Origin of the sequence: Bacillus sp. FSL R10-2201, from assembly GCF_038008665.1 — a bacterium.
In the GTDB taxonomy this organism is placed as follows: domain Bacteria; phylum Bacillota; class Bacilli; order Bacillales; family Bacillaceae_G; genus Bacillus_A; species Bacillus_A mycoides.
In genome coordinates this window covers 1,293,910-1,319,889 of sequence record NZ_JBBOZP010000001.1, presented here as the reverse complement: position 1 = coordinate 1,319,889, position 25,980 = coordinate 1,293,910, and the positions used below count along the sequence as shown (strand labels likewise).

At 35.9% G+C, this 25,980-nt stretch carries 27 protein-coding genes and 1 riboswitch; of the genes, 11 read left to right on the top strand and 16 right to left on the bottom strand.

Features of this window, described 5'->3' with window-relative positions; translation table 11 throughout:
* Window positions 1-61 precede the first annotated feature (61 nt).
* Window positions 62-805: an acetoacetyl-CoA reductase gene (locus tag NSQ69_RS06815; RefSeq protein WP_000250406.1), complete on the bottom strand. Its 744-nt coding sequence runs from the start codon at window positions 803-805 to the stop codon at window positions 62-64.
* 152 nt (window positions 806-957) lie between these two features.
* Window positions 958-1,440, bottom strand: coding sequence for a polyhydroxyalkanoic acid synthase subunit PhaR (gene phaR / locus NSQ69_RS06810; protein WP_000566956.1), 483 nt, complete (start codon window positions 1,438-1,440; stop codon window positions 958-960).
* A gap of 198 nt (window positions 1,441-1,638) precedes the next feature.
* On the opposite strand from phaR, the gene phaQ reads away from it, so the two are divergent.
* The 7 genes from phaQ (at window position 1,639) to NSQ69_RS06775 (ending at window position 7,110) form a co-directional block, all read left to right on the top strand.
* Window positions 1,639-2,091: a poly-beta-hydroxybutyrate-responsive repressor gene (phaQ, locus tag NSQ69_RS06805; RefSeq protein ID WP_002186361.1), complete on the top strand. Its 453-nt coding sequence runs from the start codon at window positions 1,639-1,641 to the stop codon at window positions 2,089-2,091.
* 42 nt (window positions 2,092-2,133) lie between these two features.
* Window positions 2,134-2,658: a polyhydroxyalkanoic acid inclusion protein PhaP gene (phaP, locus tag NSQ69_RS06800; protein WP_002011575.1), complete on the top strand. Its 525-nt coding sequence runs from the start codon at window positions 2,134-2,136 to the stop codon at window positions 2,656-2,658.
* Window positions 2,659-2,759: 101 nt separating this feature from the next.
* Window positions 2,760-3,203, top strand: coding sequence for a MaoC family dehydratase (locus NSQ69_RS06795; RefSeq protein WP_002186362.1), 444 nt, complete (start codon window positions 2,760-2,762; stop codon window positions 3,201-3,203).
* A 142-nt stretch (window positions 3,204-3,345) separates the two neighbouring features.
* Complete coding sequence (locus NSQ69_RS06790) at window positions 3,346-3,531, top strand: alpha/beta-type small acid-soluble spore protein (RefSeq protein WP_000241212.1); 186 nt, start codon at window positions 3,346-3,348, stop codon at window positions 3,529-3,531.
* 113 nt (window positions 3,532-3,644) lie between these two features.
* Window positions 3,645-4,964 carry a TrkH family potassium uptake protein gene (locus NSQ69_RS06785; protein WP_002126145.1) on the top strand — a complete coding sequence of 440 codons (1,320 nt, stop codon included), beginning with the start codon at window positions 3,645-3,647 and terminating at the stop codon, window positions 4,962-4,964.
* Window positions 4,965-5,002: 38 nt separating this feature from the next.
* A riboswitch (yybP-ykoY riboswitch) is annotated at window positions 5,003-5,175 on the top strand.
* 79 nt (window positions 5,176-5,254) lie between these two features.
* Window positions 5,255-6,049 carry a TerC family protein gene (locus NSQ69_RS06780; protein WP_002011580.1) on the top strand — a complete coding sequence of 265 codons (795 nt, stop codon included), beginning with the start codon at window positions 5,255-5,257 and terminating at the stop codon, window positions 6,047-6,049.
* A 209-nt stretch (window positions 6,050-6,258) separates the two neighbouring features.
* Window positions 6,259-7,110, top strand: coding sequence for a formate/nitrite transporter family protein (locus NSQ69_RS06775; RefSeq protein ID WP_002011581.1), 852 nt, complete (start codon window positions 6,259-6,261; stop codon window positions 7,108-7,110).
* Window positions 7,111-7,137: 27 nt separating this feature from the next.
* Here the strand turns inward: NSQ69_RS06775 and NSQ69_RS06770 are convergent, their stop codons facing one another.
* The 9 genes from NSQ69_RS06770 to NSQ69_RS06730 form a co-directional block, all read right to left on the bottom strand.
* Window positions 7,138-7,449, bottom strand: a complete 312-nt coding sequence (locus tag NSQ69_RS06770; protein ID WP_002064363.1) for a cyclic-phosphate processing receiver domain-containing protein — start codon at window positions 7,447-7,449, stop codon at window positions 7,138-7,140.
* 14 nt (window positions 7,450-7,463) lie between these two features.
* Window positions 7,464-8,186, bottom strand: coding sequence for a prepilin peptidase (locus NSQ69_RS06765; protein ID WP_002086842.1), 723 nt, complete (start codon window positions 8,184-8,186; stop codon window positions 7,464-7,466).
* Window positions 8,187-8,298: 112 nt separating this feature from the next.
* The gene (locus tag NSQ69_RS06760) at window positions 8,299-9,009 is read right to left on the bottom strand and encodes a LutC/YkgG family protein (RefSeq protein WP_341099090.1); all 711 of its coding nucleotides are present in this window, start codon (window positions 9,007-9,009) and stop codon (window positions 8,299-8,301) included.
* The gene (locus NSQ69_RS06755) at window positions 9,009-10,430 is read right to left on the bottom strand and encodes a LutB/LldF family L-lactate oxidation iron-sulfur protein (RefSeq protein WP_002011586.1); all 1,422 of its coding nucleotides are present in this window, start codon (window positions 10,428-10,430) and stop codon (window positions 9,009-9,011) included. Before NSQ69_RS06755 ends, NSQ69_RS06760 begins: the two co-directional genes overlap by 1 nt.
* A gap of 16 nt (window positions 10,431-10,446) precedes the next feature.
* Window positions 10,447-11,166, bottom strand: a complete 720-nt coding sequence (locus NSQ69_RS06750; RefSeq protein WP_002011587.1) for a (Fe-S)-binding protein — start codon at window positions 11,164-11,166, stop codon at window positions 10,447-10,449.
* 168 nt (window positions 11,167-11,334) lie between these two features.
* Window positions 11,335-12,024, bottom strand: coding sequence for a FadR/GntR family transcriptional regulator (locus tag NSQ69_RS06745; protein ID WP_263894884.1), 690 nt, complete (start codon window positions 12,022-12,024; stop codon window positions 11,335-11,337).
* 229 nt (window positions 12,025-12,253) lie between these two features.
* On the bottom strand, window positions 12,254-13,654 hold the full coding sequence (locus tag NSQ69_RS06740) for a sensor histidine kinase (protein ID WP_002011591.1): 1,401 nt from the start codon (window positions 13,652-13,654) through the stop codon (window positions 12,254-12,256).
* A gap of 3 nt (window positions 13,655-13,657) precedes the next feature.
* Window positions 13,658-14,329 carry a response regulator transcription factor gene (locus NSQ69_RS06735; protein WP_002126137.1) on the bottom strand — a complete coding sequence of 224 codons (672 nt, stop codon included), beginning with the start codon at window positions 14,327-14,329 and terminating at the stop codon, window positions 13,658-13,660.
* A complete protein-coding gene (locus NSQ69_RS06730) occupies window positions 14,326-15,297 on the bottom strand; it encodes a YncE family protein (RefSeq protein WP_341099088.1) in 972 nt (323 codons plus the stop codon). The genes NSQ69_RS06735 and NSQ69_RS06730 overlap by 4 nt, the downstream gene beginning before the upstream one ends.
* 136 nt (window positions 15,298-15,433) lie before the next feature.
* Here NSQ69_RS06730 and NSQ69_RS06725 point away from each other — a divergent pair, with 136 nt between their 5' ends.
* The 4 genes from NSQ69_RS06725 (at window position 15,434) to NSQ69_RS06710 (ending at window position 20,700) form a co-directional block, all read left to right on the top strand.
* On the top strand, window positions 15,434-16,549 hold the full coding sequence (locus NSQ69_RS06725) for a CdaR family transcriptional regulator (protein WP_002126135.1): 1,116 nt from the start codon (window positions 15,434-15,436) through the stop codon (window positions 16,547-16,549).
* Between the two features lie 117 nt (window positions 16,550-16,666).
* Window positions 16,667-18,079, top strand: a complete 1,413-nt coding sequence (gene glcD, locus NSQ69_RS06720) for a glycolate oxidase subunit GlcD (protein ID WP_341099086.1) — start codon at window positions 16,667-16,669, stop codon at window positions 18,077-18,079.
* Window positions 18,076-19,404 carry a (Fe-S)-binding protein gene (locus tag NSQ69_RS06715; RefSeq protein WP_002086860.1) on the top strand — a complete coding sequence of 443 codons (1,329 nt, stop codon included), beginning with the start codon at window positions 18,076-18,078 and terminating at the stop codon, window positions 19,402-19,404. Before glcD ends, NSQ69_RS06715 begins: the two co-directional genes overlap by 4 nt.
* A gap of 465 nt (window positions 19,405-19,869) precedes the next feature.
* Complete coding sequence (locus tag NSQ69_RS06710; RefSeq protein ID WP_002030537.1) at window positions 19,870-20,700, top strand: CAP domain-containing protein; 831 nt, start codon at window positions 19,870-19,872, stop codon at window positions 20,698-20,700.
* Window positions 20,701-20,735: 35 nt separating this feature from the next.
* Here NSQ69_RS06710 and NSQ69_RS06705 read toward each other — a convergent pair whose 3' ends face one another.
* The 5 genes from NSQ69_RS06705 to NSQ69_RS06685 form a co-directional block, all read right to left on the bottom strand.
* Complete coding sequence (locus NSQ69_RS06705; protein WP_341099085.1) at window positions 20,736-21,341, bottom strand: DUF1648 domain-containing protein; 606 nt, start codon at window positions 21,339-21,341, stop codon at window positions 20,736-20,738.
* Window positions 21,342-21,432: 91 nt separating this feature from the next.
* Window positions 21,433-22,356 (bottom strand): RluA family pseudouridine synthase, encoded by a 924-nt coding sequence (locus NSQ69_RS06700; protein ID WP_002126127.1) that lies wholly within the window; start codon window positions 22,354-22,356, stop codon window positions 21,433-21,435.
* Between the two features lie 100 nt (window positions 22,357-22,456).
* On the bottom strand, window positions 22,457-22,873 hold the full coding sequence (locus tag NSQ69_RS06695; RefSeq protein WP_002126125.1) for a hypothetical protein: 417 nt from the start codon (window positions 22,871-22,873) through the stop codon (window positions 22,457-22,459).
* Between the two features lie 98 nt (window positions 22,874-22,971).
* On the bottom strand, window positions 22,972-25,164 hold the full coding sequence (locus NSQ69_RS06690; RefSeq protein ID WP_341099083.1) for an MMPL family transporter: 2,193 nt from the start codon (window positions 25,162-25,164) through the stop codon (window positions 22,972-22,974).
* A gap of 110 nt (window positions 25,165-25,274) precedes the next feature.
* Window positions 25,275-25,922 carry a phosphatase PAP2 family protein gene (locus NSQ69_RS06685; RefSeq protein ID WP_002126121.1) on the bottom strand — a complete coding sequence of 216 codons (648 nt, stop codon included), beginning with the start codon at window positions 25,920-25,922 and terminating at the stop codon, window positions 25,275-25,277.
* Between the last annotated feature and the right edge of the window lie 58 nt (window positions 25,923-25,980).

Here is a 25,980-nt window from a genome sequence, read left to right as displayed (position 1 = left end):
AATTTCTTTCTAAAAAAAGAAGTGCATTCCTGCTATGGATATGCACTTTTTTCTTACTTCATTACATGTATAATCCGCCGTTAATGTTTAATTGCTGACCTGTGATATACGCACCGTCACGGCATAGATATACTACACCTTTTGCAATTTCATCAGCTTGACCAAAACGTTTTTTCGGGATTTTCGCAACGATTTTTTGACGCACTTCTTCTGGTACTTCTGCTACCATTTCAGTATCAATAAATCCTGGGCAAATTGCGTTTACAGTTACATTTGTTCTTGCAAGTTCTAACGCTAATGATTTTGTAAATCCTAGCATACCTGCTTTTGCTGCTGAGTAGTTTGTTTGTCCAAATCCACCAGCTTGGCCAATAATAGAAGAAATACTAATGATTCTTCCTTCTTCTGCTTCCGATATGTATGGAAGTACCGCACTTGTCGTATTAAATACACTGCTTAAGTTCACGTCAATTACGCGCTCCCAATCTTCACGATTTAACTTCTTGAATGTACGATCTCTTGTAATACCAGCATTATTAACAAGAATATCAACTTTACCAAAATGATTCACAGCTTCTTCTACAAGTCTGTTTGCATCTTCTACTTTAGAAACATCCGCTTGAACTGCATAAACGTCATGTCCTTCTTTTCCTAATTCATTTACTAAGTTTTCAGCTGCTTCTTTACTGCTGTTATAGTTAATAACTACTTTTGCTCCCTCTTCTGCTAATGCTACTGTAATTGCTTTTCCAATTCCTTTTGCCCCACCTGTTACGATTGCTACTTTGCCATTTAATTGAACCATTTCTTTTCCCCCTTAAATGAATTTGTGAACGATTGTTATGAATCATTTTGGTACTCATACTAATTGAGTCCATATATTAATTATGTTTCGTTGTTTATACATGAAAAGAGATTCTCCCTCTCTCTTTTACAAGTTATAAACAAACGCGATTATCATTTTTTATTTTCTGGCTTATTTACAGGCTTTACTTCTTCTTTTACAGGTACTTGTAGTTTAGCTAGTACTGCATTTTGCTTTTCTAGCAATTCTAAAATTTGATCAACTTTCGTTTCTAACGTGCGCATATCTTGTTTTACTTTCGTAACATCACGCTTTAATGTAGGAGCTTGTCCTAATGAATCCACTTTCTCTTCTAGAATTTCCTCGATGTTATCAACTTTATTTTCTAAGTTAATAACAAGCGTAGCTACTCTAGCGATATCCTCTCTCGTCGGCACATTCACCTGTTCTAAATAATTTTTTGTCGTATCATTTAATGCTTTTTGATAAAACAAATTCAAATCTAGAACGCTGCCCATCCAAGCAGAATATTCTTCTGTTTTAATTGTTTCATTGAGCGCTTTTCCCCAAAATGTTTCGGTTTGTTCATAAGCATTTTTCCATGCTTGCAATGGATCGAATTTTTGATCAATCACTTCGACTACACTCCCTTTTTCGTTTTTGAAACAATTCAACCTATTCACTATTTTCTAATATTCCGAATAAAACTTCAAGTATATATTTTATTTTTCTTTATTTTCTAACAAATGTATTGACATTAAAAACAGATAGGTGTAAATTGCACTTATAAGCAAAAAATTCCATCTAACTGATTCATGAGGTGATGCACAATCATGCTACATAATGAACCAGAACACCCAGAAAGTTTGGAAAAAAACCAAGCGAAACAACCAAACTCCATGCCAAAAAACTTCTTAGTTCCTTTCTTACTTCTCTGTCTAAAAGACTGGAGTCTTCATGGTTACAAACTTATTCAAATGCTAATGGACATCGGCTTTTCTTCTGTTGACCAAGGTAATGTGTATAGGACACTACGCAAATTAGAAAAAGAAAATCTTATTTCTTCTACTTGGGATACAAGCGAAGGCGGGCCAGCGAAACGAATTTATTCTTTAACAGAATATGGAGAGCAATATTTAACAACATGTGCGACTTCTTTTGAACATTATCAAAATATGTTGCGGACGTTTTTCACGTTATACACCAATGCATTCTTTCCATTTTCTACTTCTCCAGACAAGGATGAAAAGGATTCTTCATCTTCACCTGGTGGTACAGCAGAGTAATCTGCGTTCACAATATGCAAAAAAACATTTGGAGGTCAAACAATGGAAACTAAGCCATACGAATTAGTCGATGCATTTTGGAAAAACTGGTCTCAATCTCTTTCCCTCTTCTCTTCAGCTGGGAAACAATTAGAGCAACTTACTTTAGAAACGTTAAAACAACAACAAGACGCTTTGCATAAATTAACATCAGGAGTAGATGAACTAGAAAAAGAACTACACCAATTCACTGCTCAGTTCAATAACCAATATACAGACTATGTGAAGCAATTAACTGGAAACTCCTTAAATGATCAAATTAACGAGTGGCAAGAAAAGTGGAATGAGCTTTCTAATCAAATGCACCAACTTACTGTTTCGCCTACGAAAACATCTTTGTCTATTCTTACTCAAACTAGCGGCCAATTTGAAGAAACAACAAAACACTTTATCGAACAACAACAGTCGCAACGTGAAGAGGTTCAAAAACAGTTAGAAGTTTTTTTGGGAGAGTTCAAGTCCAAACAACTAGAACTCGCAAAGCAGTTCGAGGAAAACTCAAAAAATCTATTTACTTCCATCAAGTAAGAAAAATGTGGCAACTAACTGCAGCACAAACAAAACTCTTTCTTCCTCCTACTACATCAAGATGGCTTACATTTTTCGATATGGAAAAGAAGGAGGACAAAATGAATCCATTTCAAGAAGCACAAACTGTTCCGGAGCTTCGTTACGATGAGATTCAAGTCGGTGATCAAGCATCACTTACAAAAAAAATTACGGATGAGGACGTTATCAATTTTGCAAAATTGACTGGAGATGTAAATCCTATTCACATTCTAGACTCTTTTGCAAAAACGACAATGTTCAAAGAACGTATTGCCCATGGCATGCTCGTTTCAAGTTTTATTTCTACCATTCTTGGAACGAAACTTCCTGGCAAAAATACGATTTATTTATCACAAAACGTTTCATTCCGTGCTCCTGTCAAAATCGGTGATACAATTCGCGTTGTGGCAGAAGTTATTAAAAAACGGGACGATAAAAAAATTATCACATTGCAAACAAACATATATAATCAATCTGATGATATTGTCGTAGAAGGTACAGCGACAATACTGAAAAAAGAGTAGCAAATTTGCTACTCTTTTTTCTATCCAAGAACTTCTAATCACACCGTTTACTTCCGTGTATGAGTACGTCGTTTACACATAAAATAACATTACCAGATAGCACTTAGCTAAACTGGATTACTCTTTAAGGATGTGTATCAACATGGTGAAAACAAACAAATTACTAGTTCCGGGTGCAGAGCAAGCACTTGAACAATTCAAATATGAAATCGCACAAGAATTCGGTGTAAGCTTAGGATCTAATACAGCATCTCGTTCTAACGGATCAGTTGGCGGTGAAGTAACGAAACGTCTTGTTGCTTTAGCTCAACAACAATTACGCGGATAACTATATAACCTATGGCTTAGAGGCAGATATTCTCTGCCTCTTTCTTTTTTAACATACATAATAGTGCTTCTTCACATACTAGTAAGAGCAAATCGAAAGGAACGATATGTGAAATGAAACGGATTAACATTAGCATGAGTCCTCCCCGTGTTCTTACTGTATCTTTTATTATGCTATCAATTATCGGTACATGCCTATTGAAATTGCCAATTGCTACAACAACGTCTATTTCATGGCTCGATGCTTTATTTACAACGGTTTCTGCTTGTACGGTTACAGGGCTTGGTGTTGTGGACACTGGTAAAGTATTTACCTTATTTGGCCAATGTGTCATTTTAACACTTATACAAGTTGGCGGGCTTGGCATTATGAGCTTTGCTGTTTTAATCGCAATTATGCTCGGCAGAAAAATCGGCCTTCAAAACCGGATTTTATTACAACAAGCATTAAACCAAACAAATGTCGGCGGAATCATTCGTCTTGCAAAAGCATTATTTTTATTTTCTTTTACTGTAGAATGTATCGCTACTTTACTTCTCTCTTTTGAATGGGTACCAAAATACGGGGTTGCCAAAGGTATATATTATAGCTTTTTTCATTCTATCTCAGCCTTTAACAATGCTGGGTTTTCTGTGTGGAGCGATAATTTAATGCCATACTCCCATAGCATTCTCGTCAATCTCGTTATTTCTTCCCTCATTATTTTAGGTGGGATTGGTTTTACGGTTATCGTAGATATAAAAAGAAAGAAAAACTTTAAAAACCTTACTTTGCACTCAAAGCTTATGCTCTCTTCTACTCTAATCGTCAATATTATTGCTACAGCTTTTATCTTTATATTTGAGTTCCATAATTCAATTTCCATGAGAGGTTTTACACCATTTGAAGAAGGTATGGCTGCTTATTTTCAAGCGGTTTCAACACGTACTGCCGGGTTTAATACTGTTGATATCTCTGCATTATCAAAACCTTCACTTTTATTAATGATGCTTCTTATGTTTATTGGTGCTGGCAGTGCTTCAACTGGTGGTGGGATTAAGTTAACGACTTTTTTGATTATGTTTTTCGGCGTATTTAAATTTTTGCAAGAACAAGATGATATTGTCGTGTTTAAAAAATCCATTAAAGATACGCTCATTGTCAAATCATTAACGATTACTATTATTTCAATTTCTTTTATTTTTCTTTCCATTTTAATTTTAAGCATCACTGAGAAGGTTCCTTTATTAATGAGTGCTTTTGAAGTATTTTCAGCATTTGGAACTGTCGGCCTTAGCATGAATTTGACGCCACACTTAACAATCATCGGCAAAACAATTATTATCTTTATGATGTTTTTTGGAAAGATGGGGCCTTTAACATTAGCCTTTTCATTTGCACGTAAAAAACAAAGAAAAATAAAATATCCCAACGAAGATATTTTAACAGGTTGACAACCGTATAAATTATCCATATAATGAGAGTACAATAGCATATCTCCAAAGGGGAGTAGCGTCCAAGAACTATTTCTTGGAAACAAAGTCGTCATTACGTAGAACTTAGTTCTTCCGGCTTTGTTGGCATTTTCATTACATATGTCTAGCAAGACCTTTGCCTATCAACGGCAGAGGTCTTTTTTGTTTTCAAATTCCTTCCACCGTTGATACGCAGGAGTATGGGGAAACTAAACAGTGGGGAACTTCTTCACTTGTTTAGTCTTTATAGAAATGAGAGGAGAATGTACATGGATGTATCATTATTATTGGAGTATGGTTGGGTATTACTCATCCTAATTGCACTAGAGGGGATTTTAGCGGCTGATAACGCTCTCGTTCTCGCAATTATGGTAAAACATTTACCAGAAGAAAAACGAAAGAAAGCACTATTTTATGGATTAGCAGGAGCGTTCGTTTTCCGCTTCGGATCACTATTTATGATTTCGTTCCTAGTAGATGTATGGCAAGTGCAAGCAATTGGTGCGATTTATCTTATGTTTATCGCGGGGAATCACTTATTTAAAACGTATGTTAAAAAGAATACACATGAAGAAACAGAAGAAAAAGAAGCAAAGAAAAAACAAGAGAACTTTTGGTGGACTGTATTTAAAGTCGAAGTTGCTGATATCGCCTTCGCAGTTGATTCAATTTTAGCTGCTGTTGCATTAGCAGTGACTTTACCGAAAACAGGATTAGGTACGATTGGTAGTCTTGATACAGGTCAATTTATCGTTATCTTTACAGGTGGACTTATCGGATTAGTTATAATGCGATTTGCAGCAACTGCTTTCGTACAAATATTAAAACGTAAACCAGGACTTGAAACTGCAGCATTTTTAATTGTAGGTTGGGTTGGTGTGAAATTAACAGTTTATACGCTAGCACACCCTGCTTTAAATGTCCTTCCGCATTCATTCCCAGAATCCACTCCGTGGAAGCTTACATTCTGGATTGTATTAGTTGGAATCGCAGTTTGCGGTTGGTTCTTCTCGAAAGAAGTAGAAGTAAAAGTAGAAAAGAATTTAGACGAAAAAGCGCTGTAATTACAGCGCTTTTTCTTTTTTCTCGTTTCAATTCCCCTCTCTATTTTCAGAAAAAATTCCATTATACTACCTTTTGTAAACGCTTCCTTTCTAGATGTATGTCCTTTTTGTGAAATATTGCACAAACTTATTGAAACTATGAACAAATCCATGTACCTTATTCATATAAGGAGTATTTATAGACGATGTATTAAAGGAGCGTATTACTCATGCTAGAACAAGGATTAGATTACGTTGTAAAACTGGCTAAGAGCAAAAAACAAATGCTAGATATAAATCCAATGCAATATTTCATTCGTGCTGCACTTGCGGGCATTTATATCGGTTTTATTATTGTACTATGTTTTAAATTAGGTAACTTTTTTCATATTGCAGATTCACCAGCAACATATTTAGCTTCCTCCATGTTTTTCGGAATTGCTCTCGTACTTATTATATATGGCGGCGCTGAATTATTTACTGGCAATACGATGTACTTCACAGTGGCAACTTTAAGAAAAGAAACAACGATTTCTGATACACTTCGCAACTGGGTTGCTTGTTATGCAGGTAACTTAGCTGGCGCTTTATTCTTTGCCTTACTATTTTACGCAACTGGAATTTTCGAAGCAATTGATCACAGTCATTTAATGAATAAAGTTGTTGAAGGAAAGATGAATACACCTACAATGCAATTATTCTTTAAAGCGATTTTATGTAACTGGCTCGTATGTCTTGCCTGCTTCTTACCTTCTCAAGTGAAAGGTGACACAGCAAAAATATTAATGATGATGATGCTCGTTTTCACTTTCTTTTTATCTGGTTATGAGCATAGCATTGCAAACTTATCACTGTTTGCTTTATCTTTAGTATCACCACATCCTGAGACAATTTCTTTTGCGGGCGCTATTCATAACTTAATTCCAGTTACAATCGGTAACATTATTGGCGGATCCGTATTTGTCGGTATGGTATATCATTACTTAACAAAGAAAGCACCTGTTGTTGAACAAGAGAAAACTCAATTAGTTGGAGCTCAAACGGAGGAAATTATTCCTTTACAAGCACATATGAAACATTAAAAACTCCAAAGTTTTACTTTGGAGTTTTTAGCTCCCTACATATTTCAAGGCAATATAAGGATTAATTTCCCCGTTTTCCTTCCCTCTCTCTATGCTCTTTTTCATCTGATGCATACCGATGACATCATTTGTATGAAGGTGAATTTCATTAACATATAAACCTTCGTTGCAGAAAGCTTCTACGAAATCTAACCCACTTTTTTGTCGCCATCCCATATTATAATCGAGGGAAATAATATTCACCTCATTATCCCTAACAATTTGCAAGGCAGATTCTACTGTAGTTGCCAAAACATATCCGTATGGGCAACTTCTTTGATCATCCATATATACATTCATTTTCTATCTCCTCTCTATTTTGCATATGTGACCAACACATAACATATTGCTCCAAGGCTAATAAAGGGTCCGAACGGAATTGGAGTTCTTATGTTTATACGTTTTAGCGCTATACCTATCCCGAAAAAACAAAGACTAAAGCAAGATGCTAAAAATAAAGTTATAAAGACCCCTTTCACTCCGACTATACATCCGAGTAACGAAAGTAATTTCACATCACCTCCGCCAAGACCATCTGGATAAATCTTTTGCATGCAATATAACAAAATGAATATAGTTCCACTACCAGCTAAACTATCTATCCAAGTAACTAACGGTACAAAAATACATTCTAAAATAAGCAAAAGCGCAAACCAAATTAAAATACGATTAGGTATTAGCATATATACTAAATCTGTAACTGAAATAATTAGAAGTAACGAAAAAAGCGATAAAATGATGATGAGCTCTCTTTCCATTCCAATTACATATACAGTAAGAAAAAATAAACTGCCTGTAACAAATTCAAATACTATGTACAAACTTGAGATTTTGCTCTTACAATTCGTACAACGCCCTTTTTGTATACAAAATGAAATGATTGGAATAAGTTCTTTCGGCTGTAACGTATACTTGCAGTAATGACAGTACGAACGCGGTGTAATAATAGATTCCCCTACTGGAACTCTCATCGCAATCACCATAAAAAAAGAACCAAACACCATACCTATTAACAATGCATATAAATAAGTGAACATCCCTTCCTCTCCTTTCCAAAAGAACATAACAAAAAAAGGAGAGAACTTCTACTTCATATTATCTTTATTCTATTAAAAAAGCAGGCCGTTTTCCGGCCTGCTTTCCCCTATTTTATACGATGAAATATACTGCTTTTAACGGCCCGTGTACTCCGACAACAAGATTCATTTCAATATCCGCAGAGTTACTTGGTCCTGTAATAAAGTTAATACAAGATGCGACTGCTTCACCTTTTTCCACACGAGAGTTCATATGTTGAACTGCCTGTGTAATACGCGGCACAAGTGTTTCACGTGGAATAATAGCAAAGTATACAGTCGGTAAAAAGTGTAAAGAACGCCCTTGTCCTTTATGACTTTGTACAACAATCGTACCAGATTCAGCTAAAGTATAATCACTAAATGCAATACCGATATTCGCTTTTTCCGCTATACGCATATTCTCTTCTTTTTTCTCAGGATCCCATACATTTACCTCAACATTTTGCTTTGGAAGCTCTTCTTTAAATAAAGAAGTCAATCCATAGGAATCAAAACGTTCATCTGCTGATAATATAATAGGTCCTCCGCCGTTTTCAACGATTACTTTTTGAATATCTTCACGTAAGCGGTCGTTTGTCGTTTCCACAACAGTTGTATGAATGTTTGTACATTGCTTTTTAAATACTTCTAACAATTCTTCTTGTGAATACTCTTTTAACGTTTCAACATTCACATTACTTTTCCATGCTGGACGTTCTACGCCTTCTGTTTTACGCGCGCGCCCAAGTTCTTTTGCTATATTATCTAGAAAGGACTCACGGTTTTGAATTAATCCTGTCATTATTTGTCCCCGCCTTTCTTATGATCTTTATACCAATCACGGAATCGTTCTTTACTTGGAGCTGGGAATTCACGAATATCCGTCCAGTTTTTAAGTGGTCCAACACCTTTTGATACACGGTTACCAGATGTAAATGGACTCATTGCTGCCGGTGCCATTTTCGATCCCATTTTATATAAAGCTGCTGAAGAAGCACCCATACTAAACATTTTCATTGCTAATTTTTCTGCAAGTGGGGCACGACCTTCTTGCTCAACGATGACTTGACGATGTTTTAATAATAAATCATGTAATGGAATTTTTACTGGACAAGCTTCTGTACATGCTCCGCATAAACTAGATGCATAAGGAAGCTCTTTGTAATCGTCATACCCACCTAAAAGTGGTGTTAATACCGCACCGATTGGTCCTGAATAAATAGATCCATACGAATGTCCACCAACGTGACGATATACGGGACATACGTTAACACAAGCGGCACAACGAATACATTGCAATATTGAACGGAATTCCGATCCAAGAATTTGAGAGCGGCCATTATCAACAACGACTAAATGAAACTCTTCTGGTCCATCTACCTCTTCCTCTTGAATTGGTCCTGCTACTGTTACATAACTTGTTAATTTTTGACCTACCGCACTACGACATAGTAAACCAACTAAAACATCTAATTCTTCCATTGTCGGAACCATACGTTCCATACCCATTACTGCAATTTGTGTTTTCGGAATCGACATGACAAGATCGGCATTACCTTCGTTCGTCACTAAACAAAGAGAGCCAGTATTTGCAACAGCGAAGTTACAACCTGTCACACCAATTTCTGCATCCATAAATTTCTCACGAAGTTGTTTACGAACAAACTTTGTCATTTCGTATGGATCATCAGAATTTTCATATCCAAGTTTTTCTTTAAATACATCACGAATTTGCGTTCTGTTTTTATGAAGTGCAGGCGCAATAATATGTGATGGTGGATCGTTATCTACTTGCAAGATATACTCTCCCAAGTCACTCTCTAACACTTCACAACCAATCTCTTCAAGGGCATGATTCATACTAATTTCTTCAGTTACCATTGATTTTGATTTTACAACTTTCTTCGCTTGTTTCTTTTTTGCAACGTCTTGAATATACTTTGCTGCATCCTCTTTCGTTTTCGCAAAGTAAACGTGACCGCCTCTTTTTGATACATTTTCACTTAACTGCATTAAATAATAATCAAGATTTTCTAACGTATGTTGACGAATTTGTTCACCTAGTTCACGCCACTCTTCCCAGTTTCCCAACTCGTCAGCTGCTTTTAATCGATTTGTATATAAACGCGTTTGTGCAGAAGATACCGCTCCGCGCATAAACGAATCTTGAATTCCATCGCCAACGCGATCATTAAATTTTTTCTCACTGATTTTCATAGACATAGCTTATGTTCCCCCTTCATGAGCGACTATTCAAGACCTCAGCAATATGCATTACTTTTACTTCTTTTCCTAAACGCTCAATACGTCCGCCAATGTTTAACAAACACCCACAATCTGCACCGATTAAATAATCAGCACCTGTTTCCATTACACTATCTACTTTTTCATCTACCATTTGCTCAGAAATTGGAGTCATCTTAACTGAAAACGTTCCCCCAAACCCACAACAATTTTGCACGTTCGGCAGTTCTCTCACAATTAATCCTTTTACGCTTGATAATAAAATTCCTGGTGCCTCTTTTACTCCAAGCAGGCGTGTCATATGACAAGATTTATGAATAGTAGCTATCCCTGGTAAACTTGCACCAACATCTGTAACTTTTAAAACATCTACAATAAATTGTGTAAATTCATATGTTTTATCAGCAACCTTTTGTGCACGTTTAGCCCACTTCGGATCATCTTTAAAAACATGCGGATACTCATGAAACATTGTCGCACAAGATCCAGATGGCGTAACAATATATTCTGCATCTTCGAAAGTTTCAATCATATGTTTCATCGCTTCTTTTGCTGCTTCTACATGGCCGCTATTATAAGCAGGCTGACCACAACAAACTTGTGCTTCTGGAAATTCAATTTCACAACCTAAACGCTCCAATACTTCAACTGTTGCTTTACCGACGTTTGTTTCAAACATATCGACTAAACAAGTAACAAATAAAGTAACTTTCATAACTATAATTCCCCCTCATTACAACTCCGCCAAAAATCATATGGTCATCAGATGACTAAGATTAGAAGAAGTAGGCTCAACCATGGCCTATCCTCTCCCTCTTCTAAAGAAAACGCTTACTTAATCTCTCTCTATTTTATCAGAAAATTAGATTTTTAAAAGATTAAATTACGAATTTATATCGCTTTTACCTGTGACAATATGTTCTACATTTGTTAAATGATCTAGCATCGCTTGCTGCGCTAATTCCACATCTTGCTTTAACACCGCATCATATATAGATTGATGCTCTTCTAAAAGTCGTTCTGATGTTGTTTGTTCACCATATAAAATAATGCGTCTTGATTCACCAATCGTTTCAGCAATCATCTCTGAAACATGATTCATGAGCTCAAGCAAGATGTTATTATGCGAAGATTCTGCAATTCCCATATGAAAATGAAAGTCTGCTTTTTCGCCAGCATTCTCATCTCCAATGCTCTTTGCCATTTCATCTAACCACTGCTTCATATTTTGCAAATTAGCTTCCGTACGTTTTGCCGCTGCCGCTCGAACTGCCCCCACTTCGAGCACCTTCCGTACTTCTAATAAATTCAAAATATCCTCTTTCTTCATTAATAACTTGTTATTTAGTGATTTTGTTAATGAAGAAGGATCGAAATTCCTTACATATGTACCTTCTCCTTGTTTCATTTCAATTAAGCCCATTGCTCTTAGCGCACTTAGCGCTTCACGAACAGCAGATCTGCCAACTTGAAACTGCTCAGCTAATTGATGAACAGGAAGTAGTTTGTCACCAGGTTTTAACGTACCATTTTTAATCATTGTTAAAATAGCTTCAGATACTTCTTCGTAAATTTTTTTCGGTTTAATAGATTTGTACTCCAGTTAAATCACCTCAGTATCTTCCAAACAACAATTGTAACGTTTTATAAGAACTTAGCATCCATAACTATTTTAGAACGAATTAGTAAGAAGTACAAATGTTTTGTTCATAAAATAGTCAAATTTTTGATATTTGTTTGATATTAATTAATACATTTACGCGTAACTATTTACCTTCAATATGAAGAGCATATTCCAAAAGTTAGAATATGCTCTCCTCATCTTGTGCTTTTAATTTAATACTAACTGTCGTGCCCTTACCTTTTTCACTTTCTATTCTCCACTCACCGTCATGTATATGAACAATTTGCCTTACAATTGCAAGACCTAAACCTGTTCCACCGTGTTGACGACTTCTCGCTTTATCTACTCGGTAAAAGCGTTCCCCCAGATTTTCTAAATGCTCTCTATCAATACCTATTCCTGTATCTTTTATGTGCAATTCACAATAATCATCGATTTGCTTTAATGTTATTATGATATCCCCGTTTTGATTTGTATAACGTATCGCATTATCTAATACATTATGAAGTACTTGTTGCATACGATCCTCATCAATCATTACGATAATTTCAGGATTTAAATTCGTTGAAATACGAAGGTTTTTTTCTACAAACTGTAACTCGTACGTATTTAGTACATCTTCAATAAGCTGTGAAAAAACGATAGGTTGTTTCTTTAAGGGAAAGTGTTCACCTTCTAGCTGCGCTAGATCTAATAAATCATGAACGAGGCGCTGCATGCGACCTGCTTCTTTATGAATAAGTTGCGTTACTTTTTCCTGCTGCGGCCCCTTCGCTACACCGTCTAAAATAGCTTCACTATATCCTTTAATATAACTAAGCGGTGTTCTAAGTTCATGCGAAACATTAGCTAAAAATTCCTTACGCTTTACATCTTCTGTTTCTAAGGAATTTGCCATTTTATTAAAGGCTTTTCCCAATCGTCCAATTTCATCTTCTGAAGAAATTGTAATCCGCTCTGAGAAATCTCCAGTAGCCAAATGATTTGCAACTCGTTCCATTTGCGAAAGCGGTCTCGTAATGGCGATAATAATTTTTCTACCAATCCATATTGTAATTAAAATCATTGCAAGTGCTAACGGCGCTAAAATAAGACCCATATCAAATATTAAGTCTTTTATACTTTTTAAAGGAATATAAGAGTATACAATACCAACTAATTTTTTATTATCTAAAACAGGGATGACAACACCCATAATATTACGATCAAAATGTTCTTCATACCCTATCTTTGTCACAGTTTTCCCATCTAATAGCGCCTGTCTATCCCCTTCACTTATAAGAGAATGATGGTGAACATCAAAAGGCAAACATGCGCTTAAATCACGCGGATTGTATACGAAAAGGACATCTGAACTAGATATTTGATCATATGCCCTTACTTTCTCTTCAAAAGTGGATACTCCTTCACGTTTATCATATTGCGTGGCAAGACGTTTCCCTTCCATTACTAATGAATCTTTTAAATTATCAACGTATAACTTTTCATATGAGTATAAAGATACAAAATAAAGAAAGGAAACTGTTACACATACTGCACATACTACTGTAAGCCAAAGCTTTTGTACCATCGTAAACATACGTTACACCTCAAATTTATAACCTACACCCCAAACGGTTTGAATGTAGTTTCCACTTTCTCCTAGCTTTAGACGCATCGTTTTCACATGCGTATCTACCGTTCTTGTACTTCCTGCATAATCATATCCCCACACCTTTTCAAGCAATTGTTCCCGGCTAAATACTTGTCCATTATGTTGGCAAAGAAAATATAGTAAATCGAACTCTTTTACCGTAAGAGGAATCGTCTCACCATTCGTCTCGACCCTCCTACTTTTTTCATTAATAAGAATCGGTCCAAATTGAATCTCTTCTTGCTGTTCTTGCTTTGTATATCGTCTTAAAACAGCTTCCATACGAGCAATTAGTTCCCCGGGACTAAATGGCTTTACAATATAATCATCTGCTCCCATACGTAAGCCGTTCACCCTATTCCACTCTTCACCTTTTGCTGTTAAAAATATAATAGGTACATCCGACGTTTTTCGAATCTCTTTACAAACTGAAAGCCCATCCATCTCAGGCATCATAATATCTAGTACAACGAAATCGTAATGATCCGTCTCTAATTTTCGAAGTGCCTCTTTTCCATTTTCAGCTTCTCCCCACTCGTATCCGAAGTTATCTAAGTACATTCCGACAAGTTGCCTCATATCACTTTCGTCATCTACGACTAGCACGTTATATTTACTCATTGTCCTTCCCCTTCTCTCTCTATGAGTTGAAACGGTCCTTTTCCGACTTTAATTGTTTGTTTTATTTTCATATTCTTCATATCCATTACGCATACTTCATCGCTATCATAACTAGCTACATATCCTTCTGCACCGCTTTTCAAAAATGCAAATGGATTAGATCCTACTTCTGCAAATCCTACCTCTTGATACGTACTTGCATCAAACTTTCTAAGCGTATTTGAACCGTGACTTAGCGCATATACATACTTATCATCCTTTGTTATATTCACAGGCATAAACGGAGCATGTAAAGAACGCATCATCTCTCCGCTCTGTAAAGAATACACTAATACTTTCTCATTCACTTGACTTCCATCACCATGTCCACCAATCCATATTTCTTTCCCATCAGGACTAATCGTCGCTCCTGTTGATGCTGGGGGAATCATAAAGGATTGGATAACCTCTTTTTTCTTTGTATCAATTGTTGTTAGTTTCGTATCATAAAAATTTAGTACAGATAACTGATTATGATGCTCTACCATCGTTATCGGCCCTTTTCCTGTTGAAACACTCCCTGTCTCTTTTCCTTTTATCGTAAAGAACCTTACCTTTTGTTCATTTTGATCGGCAGCAAATAATTGTGTTCCATCATCTGATGCGATAACATTAGCAATTCCTTTTCCAATCTTATATTTGTCCACTTGTCTTCCTTCTGCTAGTGAATATACATACATATATTCTAATTGCTTACCATAAACAAGTATTTCCTCGCCATTTGGAAGTAGCGTAACCCCCGCAATCGGCTCATTTAATTCCCATGTTGTTAATAGCTTCTTTGTTTTTTTATCAATAAAACTAATACTACCTTCCTTTACATTCGTTGTTATAATAACACTTTTATCTTTAGCAATCGGTGTATACGAACTTCCTTGACACCCTACTAATAGAAATAAAAAACAGAGAAGAAAAACATACTTTCTCAAAAGATTCCCTCCATCTTCAGATGATTTCGTTATAATTGTAAAATAACAAATAAATGTGTGGAAAATGTGAAATCTTCCTTTATTAATAAACTTACATATATAATGTACAACAAATAGAATTTGAGGTGTGTAAATTATGCTTTTTCCTGATTTAGCGAATAAAATTGTACGTGAAGTACGCAGATTAATTACTGAAAACATTATTATTATTAATATACAAGGCGTTATTATCGCAAGTACAGATGCGGAAAGAATCGGTCAATTTCATGAAGGTGCACTCCGCTGTGCGAAACAAAAGAAAACTGTCATTATTACAAAAGACGATGAACGACGACTGCAAGGTGTAAAAGCTGGGATGAACCTTCCTTTACTATTCCATGACGAAGTAATCGGCGTGATTGGAATTACAGGAGAACCTGAAAATATTTCACAATACGGAGAAATATTACGTAAGATGACCGAATTATTAATTCATGAAAACTACTTTTTAGAACAACTAGAACTTGAGCACCGTTCTTATGAAGCATTTGTCTTTGATTGGCTTCAAAATACAGACTGGTCTCCAAGTTTTCTCGATCGTGCAAAAACGCTTGGCATTGATTTATATAAGAAGAAACAACTTATTTTATTATCAATCGCCCAAGATAATACGATGCTCCAGCGTAAAATTTGGCAACATATGCGCAACATTTTAGCAAAAGAAAATTTATTTGTTCGCTGGGGAAATGATCGGTTTATTTTGTTTACAACAATCCAATCCAAAGAGCAAACCTTTCAATTTTTAAAACGGTTAAAACAAGACTGTGAAACTTTATTTTCTATTACTTTATATATCGGGATTGGACAAACAGTTACGCCAAGCAATATGAACTTATCGTACGAACAAGCATTACGCGCCCTTTCAGTATCACTTGAAACGAAAAAAATTGTATTTAATGAAGATTTACGTTTAGAGATGTGCTTACAAGATATTTCTACTGAAACTCGAGAACAGTTTCTAGAGCGTACCATTGAAAACTTAGTATCATCTCCTGAGCTTATGCACACTTTACGTTTATTTATCGATTATAACCAATCTTATAAGCAGACAGCTGAGCAATTACATATACACATTAACACATTGCATTACAGGCTAAAAAAGATTGAAGAACATACAGGACTTGACCCGAAACAATTCAAAGATTTAAATGTTTTATACTTCGCACTCCTCTTATTAGATAAGCACACAAAAAATAACGATAAAATAGATTAATCTTTAGATGATTGTACATAGAAAGAATCCTCCAACTTTTTTATCATTATAATGAAAGCACTGTTACAACGTTTTTTATTATGACGAAATACGTTAACAGTTTGAGGGGGATTTCCAATGTTAGAAAAGCAAATTATTGATTCATTCGTATCTATTGTTGGCGAAGATAATGTAGATACATCCAATATGGGGCGTTTAACTTATAGTTATGATGCCACTCCAAACTTCCAAGCGATGCCTGATGCAGTCATCGCTCCTCGTAATACAAATGAAATAGCAGACGTGTTAAAAGTGTGTAACACTCATAAAATCCCAGTATACGTTCGCGGGTCTGGAACAAATCTTTGCGCTGGAACGTGTCCACTTGAAGGTGGTATCGTCCTTATTTTCCGCCATATGAACAATATTTTAGAAATTGACGAAGAGAATTTAACAATTACTGTACAAGCTGGTGTTATTACACTTGATATTATTAAAACAGTAGAAGAAAAAGCTTTATTTTATCCACCAGATCCAAGCTCTATGAAAATTTCTACAATCGGCGGTAACATTAATGAAAACTCCGGCGGATTACGTGGTTTAAAATATGGCGTAACACGTGATTATGTAATGGGGCTTGAACTTGTCTTACCGAACGGCGATATCATTCGTACTGGCGGTAAATTAGCAAAAGATGTAGCTGGTTATGATTTAACTCGTTTATTTATTGGTTCTGAAGGAACACTTGGTGTTGTTACGGAAGCTATATTAAAACTTGTCCCTATGCCTGAAACGAAGAAAACGATGCTTGCGCTATATGAAGATATTAACGAAGCTGCTCGAGCTGTTTCTGCTATTATTGCAAATAAAATTATTCCGGCGACACTTGAGTTTTTAGACCAACCAACAATTGAAGTTGTAGAAGAGTTTGCACAAATCGGTTTACCAACTGACGTTAAAGCAATTTTATTAATTGAACAAGATGGCCCGCCCGAGGTTGTCAATCGCGATATCGAAAAAATGGCTAACGTTTGCCGTGCTATGAATGCGGTCGATGTTCGCGTTGCAAAAGATGAAGCCGAAGCAGATGCGCTTCGTACAGCACGCCGTAGTGCACTATCAGCACTTGCAAGACTAAAACCGACAACAATATTAGAAGATGCAACTGTACCACGTTCACAAATCGCTCCAATGGTTGAAGCAATTAATGCAATTGCAAAGAAATATAATATTCCTATTTGTACTTTTGGTCATGCTGGTGATGGTAATTTGCATCCGACTTGTATGACAGATGCCCGTAATGAAGAAGAAATGCATCGTGCCGAACAAGCTTTTGCTGAAATATTTGCGAAAGCGATTGAGCTTGGTGGTACGATTACTGGTGAACATGGTGTTGGCGCAATGAAAGCTCCGTATTTAGAAATGAAATTAGGTAAAGAAGGTATTGCTGCTATGCAAGGGATTAAACAAGCCTTCGACCCAAACAACATTATGAATCCTGGAAAGATGTTCGCGAAAGACTCTCGTAAAAGAGTGGTGGTTGAGCGATGACCACATTAAATAAAGAAAACATTCAAAAGGAATTTAAAGAACGATTAAGTGAAGATGAACTACTAAACTGTATGCGATGCGGCTTTTGTTTACCAACTTGCCCTACTTACATTCAATCTGGGTATAAAGAATCACATTCCCCACGCGGACGTATCGCCTTAATGAAAGCCGTCGTTGATGGTTTAATTGAGCCGGATGAAGATGTTGAAGATACATTAAATGTTTGCCTTGGCTGCCGCGCTTGTGAACCTGTTTGTCCATCTGGTGTGAATTATGGACATTTATTAGAAGAAGCTCGTGATATTATTAATCAAAATAAAAAGTTCTCCATGCCCGTGAGAGCTGTTCGTAAAGTTGTTTTTGAAGGACTATTCCCGCATCAAAACCGAATGCGAACATTAACAGGACTAATCGGATTTTACCAGCGTTCTGGTTTACAAACGCTAACACATAAAACAGGTATTATGAAGTTATTCCCTGAAACACTTGCAACGATGGACCTCGTTTTGCCAAAAGTCCCTAAAATGAAAGCAATGAAAGATCGTCCTGAATTTTTACCTGCTGAGGTGGCAAAGAAGAAACAAGTTGCATTCTTCACAGGCTGTTTAATGGATACGATGTTTTTAGAAACAAATAACGCAACGATGAAACTTCTTCAGTTAGCTGGTTGTGATATCGTTATTCCGAAAACACAAAGTTGCTGCGGGGCATTACATGGGCATGCTGGTGAAAAGAGTGGAGCAAAAGAATTAGCAAAACGAAATATAGAAGCATTCGAAGATTTAAACATCGACTATATTATTACGAATGCAGGTGGTTGCGGAGCTTACCTCGTAGACTATGATTATCTGTTAAAAGATGATCCCAAATGGGCTGAACGCGCAAAGCAATTTGTTTCTAAAATTAAAGATATTACTGCTATACTAGTAGAACTAGATTTCCATAAACGTAATGACTTACGACTCACGCCGCAAATCATTACGTATCAAGACTCTTGTCATTTACGCAATGTTATGCGAACATCTTCGGAACCTCGTATGTTACTAGAGGCCATTCAAGGCGCAACATACCGCGAAATGAAAGATGCGGACCGTTGCTGTGGTTCTGCTGGTATTTATAATATTGTCCATTCGGAGTTATCAATGGAATTTCTAGATTACAAAATGGACCGTGTACATGAAACAGATGCAGCGACAATTGTTACTGCAAACCCTGGATGTCTATTACAAATGAAACTAGGTATTGAACGTGAAGGTCTTTCTCATAAAATGAGAGGAATTCACATTGTTGATCTATTATTAGAAGCAATTGAAACCAACTCGTAATAACTCGTAACATACGTAATAATAGGAAAACGGCTATCTCCTTCGTCTACGTAAAGAGATAGCCGCTTTTTTGTCCGCTACAACATTAAAAATATGTTACTTTATTATAAAAAAGAACAACAGAAACATTACAGTTTTGTAAAAATACATCCAGTATATTCCTCAAAAAAATGCTAAAATCATTGATACAATAGGATTCTTCATTTTTAATATAGGTACATTTATCCAAAAACCCCCTCTTAAAACCAAGTATAAAAATGCTAAAAATTCCTTTTATACTCTATGTTTCTCTTATTTCATCCCTTTCCTCCTCTTAGGATAAATTAGGAAATTTTTAAGTCTATGAATTTTTTTCCATCTTTTTTCTCGCAAATTGTATGCTACGATGAATTGGTCAGTCAGACAGGCTGTCAAAAACAAATCGTGTGAAAACAAATTAAAACTTTATATAGGGGGACACACATCATGAAAAAGCGTGTTTTATTATCTGTAGCTGCTGCAACAGCTCTTACTTTAGGAGTATCTTCTTTAGATGCACAAGCTGCAACAGTACAACCATCTAACATAAAGGTTCAAAATATTCAGCATTCAAAAATGATGATGAAGCAAATGAGCCAACAAGAATTACAAGCATTCTTACAATCTATGGGAGTTGAATCATTAGCACAATGGAACCAAGGACAATTCCAACAAGATTGCTTCATTCCTGGTCAACAGCCTACTGAAAATGTTGTTACTGAACAACCAACAGCTAAGCCAGAAGCTCAAAAGCCTGCTGAGGAAACTCAAAAACCAGCTGAACAAAAGCCTGCTGAAGAAGTTGCTAAACCAGAAGCTCAAAAACCAGCTGAAAACAACAATACTCAAAACGAAACACAAAAACCAGCTGAGCAAAAGCCTGCTGAAGAAGCAAAATCTTTAAGCGAATTCGAACAACGCGTTGTTGAATTAACAAACGCAGAGCGTACAAAACAAGGCTTATCAGCATTACAAATCGATACTGAATTAAGCAAAGTAGCACGCATTAAGTCTGAAGATATGCAAAAAAACAACTACTTTGATCATAACAGCCCTACATACGGGTCTCCGTTTGACATGATGAAAAAATTTGGTATTTCTTATAAATCTGCAGGTGAAAACATCGCCCAAGGACAACGTACTCCAGAAGAAGTTGTACAAGCTTGGATGAACAGTGCCGGACACCGTGCAAACATCTTAAATAGTGGCTTCACTCATATCGGTGTTGGCTATGTAGAAAGCGGCAACTACTGGACACAACAATTTATTACGAAGTAAATAAAAAGAGAGTCTTCTAGAAGAAGACTCTTTTTTTATGTTTCATAGCTTTCTAATATGTATGCGTATAAAATATAGAACATAAACAAAATAGACCCGCAGCTTATTACACTAATTAACAAGTAAAATCCCCACTTCAGGCTCAAAAGCAACGAAAATAATATGCTGCATGCCATCACTTGAAAGATTCGCCTACTAACTAAACGGATTTTTTGTAATTTGATCGGTTCTTTCTCTCTATCCTTCACCTTTTTAAACACTTTACTAAACATAAAAAGAAACATACTAATTCCAATCGTTAGTCCTGTCTGAAAGGATATAATACTTCCCAAATTAATAAAGAGAATTAGTATATGGACAAACATCATAAATAAAGTAATACTCTTTATAAATCCATTTATAATGAAATACTCTCCTTCATTAAACTTATATATATTATGTAAAATAACATATACTAATCCATGTAAAATAATAATAAGGACAGGGATAAATAATACGACAACTTGTTTACTCATAACCTCGTTCGCTCCACCATTCTCGTTCCAATGCACTGCCATACGAGTTGGTAAATATGGATAAATACATAGAGTAAGTAAAAGACAAGCGAAAAATATCCCTAGCATATATTTATATTTGATCAAGTAATTCTCACCTCTCTTTTCTCTTAACGGCTTCGCCTCTTTCAGAGAAATCCCTGCAAAAATCTACCTTTTTCAACTTTAAACCTACACTTTACCTATTTTCTCTTTCAAATTTTTTCATTGTATCGTTTAAATTTGTAGGGAAAGGTACGTCAACAACGATCTCTTCTTTCGTAATCGGATGCAAAAAATTAATCTTCATCGCATGTAACGCTTGCCCGGACATATATGTTGTTTGCCCACCATATAATACATCCCCAACTAATGGATTTCCATTATAGCTCATATGAACGCGAATTTGATGCGTTCTACCAGTTTCTAACTGTAACGTTACGAGCGTCGCATTTTGTTTTTTAAAATATTTCTCTACTTTATAATACGTTATAGCTTGGTCTCCCTTTGGAGAAACACGACGCCTTGTAGCATGATGTCGATCTCTTCCGATAGCTGCATCAATTGTCCCCTGCTTCTTTTTTACTTTTCCTTCAACAAGTGCCATATACGTTCTTTTGATTTTCCGTTCCATTAATAAACGATCCATAATTGCACCCGCAATTCTATGTTTTGCGAATACAACACCACCTGTCGTATCTTTATCTAATCTATGGATATGCCGAACCTTCGTCTCTAAACCTTGCATTTGAAAATGAAAAGCAACAAGATTGGCAAGTGTTCCCGTCCCATTTTTTTCAGAAGGATGTGTATCCATTTGCCCCTGCTTATTTACAATGAGTACGTGATCGTCTTCAAACACTACATTTAATTCACCATATTCCGGCTCTACGCCGTACTCCTCCTCCATAAACATATGAACTTGTAACTTATCTCCTTCTTTTAAAAGTTCATTCCATCTCCTTTGTTCTCCGTTAACCGTAACACCTTTTTCCATACGAAGCTGATGTAATAACTTTTTTGGTACTTCCCATTCTACTTTTAACAACGACTCAATACTTATACCATTCCACGTCGCTGGAACCGTAATTTCGCACCATTCGCCCTTTTTCTTTGTTTCCATACTATAATCACCTTATTTCTATTGATTCTCTCATTGTAACGGAAAACATAATTTGATGCACCGTCAAAAATAGAGGACAGCCTTATAATCGACTGTCCCCTCACGCTCTAAGCCTTTTCATTTCCTGCAACACTTCTTCAGCTTTTTGTTCATACAATAAATCTTTAAAGAAATCCGCCAATCGTTTATAGTCGTTGTACGTATCTAATAAGTCGTCTATTTTCTCTCCTTTCATAACCTGTTGCTTTTGCTTCATTTTTACTGGATAGCGATACCCCGATACTTCTTGTATTTTGTAATACTCATCCTCTACTTGAATGACTTTTACAAGTTCCTCTTCTTCCGCATCCATCGTATACCCGTCAAAGTCTCTAAGCAGTTCATAAATAATATGAGTCCATTCATCTTTTGGGTAAAACCCTTTTTCCAACCGATAACCGACAATGCGATACATATGCCCATCGTTTTCAGCAAACTGTACTGTATCATTTAGCTTAAACTTAAAATAACGAAACATTGCCTTCACCTACTTGTATGTAATGTTCTTATCACATACTATGCGCAAAATATGGGCCCTGCTATTCATAAAAAAACTCATCTTATAGATGAGTTTTTTTATGATGATTTTTCTCTTTTCTTTCGAAATGGTAGCCACCAGTTCCAATCCCCAAACAATTTCATTAAACTTGGTACGAGCATAAGACGGATAATTGTTGCATCAAGAAATATTGCTAATGCAACCCCAAGCCCCATCTGCTTTACTGGTAAAATATCAGTAAAGGCGAACGCACCGGTAACAACAATCATAATTAAAGCGGCGGACGTAATAATCCTACTTGTCGAAACAAGCCCTTCTAACGTTGCTTGATCGTTATCCCCTGTTTCTTCATAGAGCTCATGAATACGTGAAATAAGAAATACTTCATAATCCATGCTAAGCCCAAATACGAGGCCGAAAATAAAGATTGGTAATACAAATAAAACTGAACTCTCTTCTAATCCGAAATGACCACCTTCAAATAACCAAATTACAATTCCAATTGTTGCACTTAAACTAAGTACGTTCATAATAATAGCTTTAATTGGAATGAGTATAGAGCGGAATGCTAATAATAAAATGACAAAGGTTGATCCAAATATAACAGACATACCAATTGCAACTTTATCTTTAATTTCATCTTCTAACTCTTGCTGGAACGTCGTCATACCGCCCAAATAATAAGTAACATCATTTTCTTTATAATTCTTTTTGAAATCACGAACCCATTGTTTTGCGGTTTCTGTACTTGGCTTCGTATCCAAAAAGACTTCCATTGTTGTTTTATTCCCTTTCGTATACGCTTCAAATACAGGAGCTATTTTCGCAGCCTCTGGCGACTGTAACATTCCAGCAACTTGATCTGCTTTCATTCCATTTAGCCCGTCATATACACTTTTCACCTTATATACTTGCTTATCGTCTTTTAACTTTTGAACAACTGCTTCTATCTTTTGTAAACTTTCTTTTTCTGTTATATCTTTCTTCGTCTCTACTACTAATGTCACATCAGCGTGTGTTTGGACAGTTTTATTAAAGGCTTCTTCATACTTCTCAAATGCAACTCTCGTATCACTCTTTTCAGGTAACGCTTCAACACCAGGAAACTGCAAGTTAGCTGTACGTAGCGGTAATAAACAAATAACAATAAATGTTGTAACAACAATAATCATGACGATTGGATGTTTCATTACAAACTGTGCAAATTTACGCCATACATTTGATGGCGTAGGCGCCGCCTGATTCTTTTTTAATATCCTTTTACCAATTAAAGATAATAGCGCCGGAAGAAGTGTGAGCGAAAACAAAATGCTCATAATAACGACAATCATCCCGCTAATAGCAACAGACTGAATATAATCTATCTTAAAGAAAAATAAGCCTGATAAACCGACGAATACACATAACCCTGAAAATACGATAGCACGCCCTGCCGTTTGATACGTAATCGCTATCGCTTCTTTCACTGTTCTCTTCGCAACTTCCTCTCGAAAACGATTTACAAATAACAGTGCGAAATCAATTGATAATGCGAGCCCAATCATCGGTGCAACATTTAACACGAAAATAGATAGCTCTTTATCACTACCTATAAAATATAAAATCCCCATCGTACTAATGACACTAAGCGCGCCATTTACAATCGGTAAAATAGACGCAATCAGACTACCAAATGAGAATAATAGTACGAGAAAAGCAATAGGTAATCCAATCATCTCTGCTACTTTTAAATCATTTTGCGTTCTTTCATTAATCTCTTGATTAATTTTCGGATATCCTGTCGGTGTTACTTTTAATACGCTATTACTTTCCTTCTCGATTTTCCCGGCAAATTGTAATGTCTTTTCCATTCGTTCTTTATTTGTTTTCCCGGAAAATAAAATCGTCGCATAACCGATATCATCTTGTAACATCTCTTTATTTTGCATTGGATGATGGAAAGATTCGTATTTTTCTTTCTCTTCAATTTGATTTATTATCCCCTCTATACGATTTTGGAACTCCTCATGCGAAGTATCCTTTTCCTTCTCAAAAACGAGTAAAAGTGTATCTTGAGACTGCTTAAAATCCTTATCTAAAATTTCTTTCGTCTTTTGATAATCCCCTTCTGTTTGGAAACCATCACCGCCCAATACTCCTGGAAGTTTTGGAGCAAAAATACCGAGCACTATCGCAAGTAGTAGTAATGCTACAATTACTGTATAACGAAATTGATACAAAAAAGTTCCTAACTTCCCCCACTTATCAATTTTATGTACATTTGTCTTCACACATTTTCACCTACTTTATATAATTCACTTGTCATTTATACTTTATCACATCTCCCCATAAACAAAAAACGTCTAGAAAAACTATAATACTAGTTTTTCTAGACGTTTTTTTATCTCTCGTTATTAAGTCCCAATCTCTCGGTAAGTAAACGATGACAATAAATTGCGATGATTAACAAAATGCCACCTGCACAGTAACCAGCTAAAATATCAGTCGGGTAATGAACATTTAAAATAACTCTACTTAATCCAATCAATATAATTAATATGCCCATCGAAATCGTAATACCACATTTTCCAGCTACACTCTTCAAATTGGCAGCAATGATATAGGCAAGAAAACCGAATGTTATAATAGATAGCATTGCATGTCCGCTTGGGAAGCTATACCCAAGTGCGTCAAGTGCCTCATTTAATGATGGGCGGTCTCTTTTTGCAATTTCTTTTATTCCCTTATTAACAAGGTGTGTCGTTAATATAGCCATTGGATACACGATCATAGCAGCATAATAACGCTTTTTCCAAAAAACGAGCAAACTTATAATTAGTGTCGTTATAACTCCAATTGCAGATCCTAGCTTTGTAAAGTATGAGAAGAATGTAAGTGAGCTTTCCGTTTGTAATCCTTTTACCATATCACGTACGTATGTATCCATCATTGTAACACCACCTACATGTACCCTCCAAGCGATGATGCTAAATAGAACAAACAATAAAATGATACACATTAACTCATACTGATGTAACTTTTTCTTCAATCGACTTCCTCCTACTATGAAAAAATGCGATTTCTACTTTAGAAACCGCATTTTCTTA